This window comes from Acinetobacter sp. Li1LvA2 (genome assembly GCF_056156705.1).
Map to the genome: position 1 here is coordinate 1 of NZ_JBSICF010000035.1, position 428 is coordinate 428.

At 53.7% G+C, this 428-nt stretch carries 1 protein-coding gene; it reads left to right on the plus strand.

The annotated features are described in order from the left end of the window. Positions 1-428 (plus strand): Ig-like domain-containing protein (locus ACS604_RS18970; RefSeq protein WP_474772662.1); only part of this gene is annotated, 428 nt, incomplete at both ends.

The following is a 428-nucleotide window of genomic DNA, read 5'->3' on the forward strand; positions in this document are numbered from 1 at the left end:
GATACCACTGCACCAAATGCACCGGTCCTTGATCCAATCAATGCCACCGATCCAGTGACAGGTACAGCAGAAGCGGGATCAACCGTGACTGTAAGCTTCCCTGACGGTACAACAGCAACTGTGGTTGCAGGTACAGACGGCACATGGTCAGTACCAAACCCAGGTGACTTGACTGACGGTCAAACGGTGACAGCAACAGCAACAGACCCTGCAGGCAATACTTCATTGCCAGGTTCAGGCGTGGTGTCTGCGGACATTACTGCACCTGTGGTTGCGCTTGATGATGTGTTGACCAATGACAGCACACCAGCGTTGACGGGTACAGTGAACGATCCGACTGCGACTGTTGTAGTGACTGTGGATGGTGTGAACTACCCAGCGACCAACAATGGTGACGGCACCTGGACGCTTGCAGACAATACACTGCC